Origin of the sequence: Rhodoferax sp., assembly GCF_023701345.1 — a bacterium.
GTDB lineage: Bacteria > Pseudomonadota > Gammaproteobacteria > Burkholderiales > Burkholderiaceae_C > Rhodoferax.
This window is the reverse complement of sequence record NZ_JAMPXE010000181.1, coordinates 1-5,033: the sequence shown is the minus strand read 5'-3', so window position 1 is coordinate 5,033 and position 5,033 is coordinate 1. Positions and strand designations below refer to the sequence as shown.

Genomic DNA, 5,033 nt, shown 5'->3' with positions numbered 1-5,033 from the left:
CTTGATGATGGCCGGAGCCAGATTTAGTTCTTCAAATTTCATTTAGAGGTGCACCCCATCCAGGGCGCTAGGGCATCGGCCTGTTCTGGCGCGGGTAGCGACAGTTCAGTCAAAGGCAGATGGGATCAAAAATGGAACCGCGGTGTCCTACCTGGGTTCCCAGCAAGGTGCTGGTCTTGCAGGCAACTGAAGCCCCACAAGCAGGCGTATTGTCGCATGCTCTGACAGCTGCCCGTTTTTTTAGAGTAATTAACCTTTGCTGGCTAAAAGACTTGGCTAAATGGCGGCACAATTCCGCGTGGCAGGCTGCCGGCTTGAGTACGCCGATAATGCTCCCTTTATCCCTTTTGTGAACGCAATAGACCCATGGCTCAATACGTATTTTCAATGAACCGCGTCGGCAAGATCGTGCCGCCCAAGCGGCACATTCTGAAAGACATTTCTCTCAGTTTTTTCCCCGGCGCCAAGATCGGCGTGCTCGGCACCAATGGCTCCGGCAAATCGACCCTGCTCAGGATCATGGCCGGCATCGACAAGGAAATTGAGGGCGAAGCCATCCCGATGCCGGGCCTGAACATCGGCTACCTGCCACAGGAACCGCAGCTCGACCCTGACAAAACCGTGCGCGAAACCGTGGAAGAAGCCATGGGCAAGGTGATGACGGCCAAGGCGCGACTCGAAGAGGTTTACATCGCCTACGGTGACGAAGATGCCGACTTTGACAAGCTTGCCGCCGAGCAGGCCGAGCTTGAGGCCATCATTGCCACCTCGGGCACCGACTCCGAACACCAGCTCGAAATTGCCGCTGACGCCCTGCGCCTGCCGCCGTGGGACGCCAGGGTGGGCGTGTTGTCAGGTGGTGAGAAGCGCCGCGTGGCGCTGTGCCGCCTGCTGCTGGAGCACCCCGACATGCTGCTGCTCGACGAGCCGACCAACCACCTGGACGCCGAATCGGTCGACTGGCTCGAGCAATTCCTGCAGCGCTACAGCGGCACCGTGGTGGCCATCACCCACGACCGCTATTTTCTGGACAACGCCGCCGAGTGGATTCTGGAGCTCGATCGTGGCAACGGCATCCCGTACAAGGGCAATTACAGCTCGTGGATGGAGCAAAAGCAGGCGCGCCTGGAACAGGAGCAAAAGGGTGAAGAGTCGCGCGCCAAAGCCTTGAAGAAAGAGCTCGAATGGTCGCGCCAGAACCCCAAGGCGCGCCAGGCCAAGAGCAAGGCGCGTCTGGCCCGCTTCGAGGAACTGTCCGACTTCGAATACCAGAAGCGCAACGAGACCAACGAAATCTTCATTCCTGTGGCGGATCGCCTGGGACAGGAAGTGGTTGAGTTTGTCAACGTCACCAAGTCCTTTGGCGACCGCGTGCTGATCGACAACCTGAGCTTCAAGGTGCCGCCGGGCGCCATTGTCGGCATCATCGGCCCCAACGGCGCCGGTAAATCCACCCTGTTCAAGATGATTGCCGGACGCGAGAAGCCAGATTCCGGCGAAGTCAAGATCGGCCAAACCGTCAAGATGGCCTTTGTCGACCAGAGCCGTGACGACCTCAGCAACGACAAAACTGTCTGGGAAGACGTTTCTGGCGGGCTGGACATGCTCAATATCGGCAAGTTCCAGATGGCCAGCCGGGCCTACTGCGGGCGCTTCAACTTCAATGGCGCCGACCAGCAAAAACGCGTCGGCACCCTGTCGGGCGGTGAGCGCGGGCGCCTGCACCTGGCCAAGACGCTCATTGCCGGCGGCAACGTGCTGATGCTCGATGAGCCGTCGAACGACCTCGATGTGGAAACCTTGCGCGCCCTTGAAGACGCCTTGCTGGAGTTTGCCGGCTCGGTGATGGTGATCAGCCACGACCGCTGGTTCCTGGACCGCATTGCCACCCACATCCTGGCCTGCGAAGGCGACAGCCAATGGTGCTTTTTTGATGGCAACTACCAGGAATACGAAGCGGACAAGAAAAAACGCCTGGGCGAGGAGGGCGCGCGGCCGCACCGCATGCGTTTCAAGGCGCTGCGTTAACGGGCCAGGAAGCGAGTACCGCAGTGAATTCAGCCAGTCGATCCGAGCAATACCTCACGCTGTTTCGTGCCGCACTGGCACAGTCGGCACGCAATGGCGAGGCTTTGCTGAGTCATGTGTTTTTGGTGACGCGTCGATCGCTTGCGCAGGAATTCAACCATGTCACCGGGCAACTCGAGCGCGCCCAGCTGGGTCTGTCCATCAAGCTGCTGGATGAAAAAGCGGCAGCATTGTGTGCCCGGTTTCCAGCCTTGTTGCGTCAGGCATTTGAGGACAAACAAGCGGCCAGCTCCCAGTTTGGCGAGCTGGCTTTGGGTGAACTAAGTCATAAGCAGCTGGAGCACATGGATGAAAACCAGGTGCAGGAGCGCGTTGAATTCGCCCGTGCATTGCAATTGGTCCAAAGCATCGCACAACCAGGCTTGAATGAACTCAACGGATGTATGGGAACCTTGTTAGGCTTGACGCATGTCAAGCCCGAGCGCAATCCCTTGCGACCGCAAACTTACCTGACTGTTTTGCAGGAGGCATTGCTGCAGGAAGCGGTGCCGATTCAAGTCCGAATCACCTGGACCCAACACCTGGCCTCTGGTTTGGGGGAGGCCTTGCAATCTTCCTACAGTGCGTTGGCGCAGAAAATCAAATCTTATGGTGTGCTGCCGCTGCCGGCAGGCGAGCCGGAGAGGTCGCTTATGGCAGCCCGCAGCCAAGCGCCTGCGCACTGGACAAATGGTGTTGACGAGGCATCACGCCAGCCCAGTGTGTTGACCCTGAACCGGTTGCGTGAATTATTGGCAGACCAGACCGACCCTCAGCAAGAGATCGCGCCTGATGAAGCGGTGACCCAGTTCGCGGGAACATTGGACTGGAACGTGGCCGGCGCCACGAATGCTTCCCTGACGCCAGACTCCGAGGAGTCGACCACTGATTTTGCCTCGACGGTCCCAGCCGCCTTTGAGGCACTGCAAAACATGAATCAGTCAGACGAAGTGATGGTACCTCTGTCGCAACGCCAGGACACCTTGCTTGATCAGGCAAGGCAAGCCGAAACCACACGGCAAAAGTTGCGTAAAAATTGTCAAAGTTCTGCGCAGGTTCTCAGTTTTGAGGTGATGGTGCAAATGATTGACAACCTGGTCAACGACACCCGCTTGCTCAAGCCCATTCGCGATGTCATTGAAAACCTTGAGCCCGCCCTGTTGCGGCTGGTGCTGGTCGATGCCCGGTTTTTCAACAACAAGCAACATCCGGCAAGGCGCTTGTTGCAGGAAATCACCCAGCGTGGCCTGGCTTTTGGTTCGGCAGATACACCCGAATGCGCACGCTTCATCCGCTCATTGCACCGCTATGTGAACCCCTTGTCGCGCATCCATATCGACAGTGCCGAGCCCTTCGATCTGGCGCTTTTCAACCTCAACAACATGTGGTCGGAGCAACTGGGCCAGTCGCATCAGACCGTGCAGCAGGCGATGCGCGTGCTGAATCACGCAGAGGAGCGCAATCTGCTGGCTGAAAAAATGTGCGCTGCCATGGAGGATATCCCCGACCTGCAGCGGGTTCCAGCCCAGGTCGTCGAATTTCTTTGTGGGCCATGGGCTCAGGTGATGGCGGCTGCTGAACTCAACAATACCGGGGGCACCGAGGATCCCGGTGGCTACAAAGACCTGGTCAATATGCTGCTTTGGAGTGCCCAACCCGAGCTGACGCGGCAGGATCTGGGCAAGCTGACCAAACTGGTGTCCAGGCTGCTGTCCAAATTGCGGGAAGGGCTGGGATTGATCGATTACCCCTCCCTCAAAACCAGCCAGTTTTTCGACGTGTTGATGAAATTGCATCAACAGGCTTTTCGGCCTGCGCCCGATGCCCCTGCAGTTGCGTCAAAAAATGACAAGACCAATTTGCCGGGCAACCACAGGCACTGGCTGGCACCGGAAGAAGCCAAGGTCTCGGGATTCATGGAAATGCCAGACGATTTTTTGGGTAATCGGCTTGCGCAGCCACCTGCCCATGCTGCATCGGCACTGTCATTGCCGATGCTTGAAAATCTGGTGATCGGTTCCTGGGTGGAAATTGCCATCAAAGGGAACTGGCAGCGCAGTCAGCTCAGCTGGATCAGTCCGCAACGCACCTTGTACCTGTTTGCCGGAGCGCATGGCCAGACCCAGTCCATGACCCGGCCGTCGATTGAAAATTTAATAAACAACAACACCATGCGCCTGGTGGCTGACCATTCCATGGTCGACGGTGCGCTCGACGAGGTCGTGCACACCGCCATGCTCAACAGCCTGGACAGCGGCCGGGCTTGATTCAGCCTGCCAGTGCCGCCTTGACGGCTTGTGACACCATGGCCATGTCCGCCTTGCCGGCCAGTTGCGCCTTGACGGCGGCCATGACCTTGCCCATGTCACCAGGGCCTTTGGCGCCCAGACTGGCCACGATGGCCTGCACCGCCGCGCTGACTTCTTCCACACTGAGACGCTGCGGCAAGTAGGCTTGCAACACCACGATCTCGGCACTTTCCTTGTCTGCCAGATCCATCCGGTTGGCCAGGGTGTAGGCGGCCACGGAATCTTTGCGCTGTTTGATGAGCTTGTCCACAATCGCGATCATGGCGGCATCGTCCAGTTCCACGCGCTCGTCCACTTCCTTCTGTTTGGCGGCAGCAAGCAGCAGGCGGATGGTGCCCAGACGCTCGCTGTCCTTGGCCCGCATGGCCGTTTTCATGTCTTCGATGACCTGCTCTTTGAGTGACATTCTGATAACTCCTGTGAATGGATTGGGCATAAAAAAAGCCCGCCTGAGCGTCCCCGGCGAGCTTGTTCAAGAGGCTGTAGCAGCCCTGTCAGAACAACAGGTTCAATACAGTTTCTTGGGCAATTGCATGGCGCGGATACGCTTGTAATTGCGTTTGACGGCAGCAGCCTTCTTGCGCTTACGCTCAGAGGTGGGTTTTTCGTAGAACTCGCGGGCGCGCAAGTCGGTCAGAAGGCCCAGTTTTTCAATGG

The 5,033-nt window shown here is 58.0% G+C and carries 4 protein-coding genes; 2 read left to right on the top strand and 2 right to left on the bottom strand.

The window, feature by feature from the left end:
* The first annotated feature begins 366 nt into the window (after window positions 1–366).
* Both ettA and NDI87_RS16460 read left to right on the top strand, forming a co-directional pair.
* Entirely contained in the window at window positions 367–2,028 is a 1,662-nt protein-coding gene (gene ettA / locus NDI87_RS16465) for an energy-dependent translational throttle protein EttA (RefSeq protein WP_296276639.1), read from the top strand.
* 23 nt (window positions 2,029–2,051) lie between these two features.
* Window positions 2,052–4,334: a DUF1631 family protein gene (locus NDI87_RS16460; protein ID WP_296276636.1), complete on the top strand. Its 2,283-nt coding sequence runs from the start codon at window positions 2,052–2,054 to the stop codon at window positions 4,332–4,334.
* A gap of 1 nt (window position 4,335) precedes the next feature.
* Here NDI87_RS16460 and NDI87_RS16455 read toward each other — a convergent pair whose 3' ends face one another.
* A complete protein-coding gene (locus tag NDI87_RS16455) occupies window positions 4,336–4,782 on the bottom strand; it encodes a GatB/YqeY domain-containing protein (protein WP_296276634.1) in 447 nt (148 codons plus the stop codon).
* Between the two features lie 102 nt (window positions 4,783–4,884).
* The gene (gene rpsU / locus NDI87_RS16450; protein ID WP_296276640.1) at window positions 4,885–5,031 is read right to left on the bottom strand and encodes a 30S ribosomal protein S21; all 147 of its coding nucleotides are present in this window, start codon (window positions 5,029–5,031) and stop codon (window positions 4,885–4,887) included.
* Window positions 5,032–5,033 lie beyond the last annotated feature (2 nt).